Origin of the sequence: Adlercreutzia sp. DFI.6.23 (assembly GCF_024462535.1) — a bacterium.
Taxonomy (GTDB): Bacteria; Actinomycetota; Coriobacteriia; order Coriobacteriales; family Eggerthellaceae; genus Adlercreutzia; species Adlercreutzia rubneri.
The window spans coordinates 1-291 of record NZ_JANGBP010000729.1; the positions used below are offsets into that span (position 1 = coordinate 1).

The 291-nt window shown below is 72.2% G+C and carries 1 protein-coding gene; it reads left to right on the forward strand.

What is annotated here, in order from left to right:
• Positions 1–291 (forward strand): GTPase RsgA (rsgA, locus tag NE591_RS15245; RefSeq protein WP_256157100.1); only part of this gene is annotated, 291 nt, incomplete at both ends.

The following is a 291-nucleotide window of genomic DNA, read 5'->3' on the forward strand; positions in this document are numbered from 1 at the left end:
TCAGCGGGCGCTCGGGGGTGGGGAAGTCCCGCCGGGTGAACATGCTGGTGGGCGCCGAGGTCTTAAGCGTCGGCGCAGTTCGCGAGGGGGAGGGCAAGGGCCGCCACACCACGGTGAGCCGCGAGATTGTGGAGGTGCCCGGCGCCGGTCGCATCGTGGATATGCCGGGCGTGCGGGGATTGGGGCTGTGGGACGCCGAAGAGGGCATCGGCGCGGCTTTTCCCGATGTGGAGGCGCTGGCGGCGCAGTGCCGCTTCCGCGACTGCACCCACCACGAGGAGCCGGGCTGCG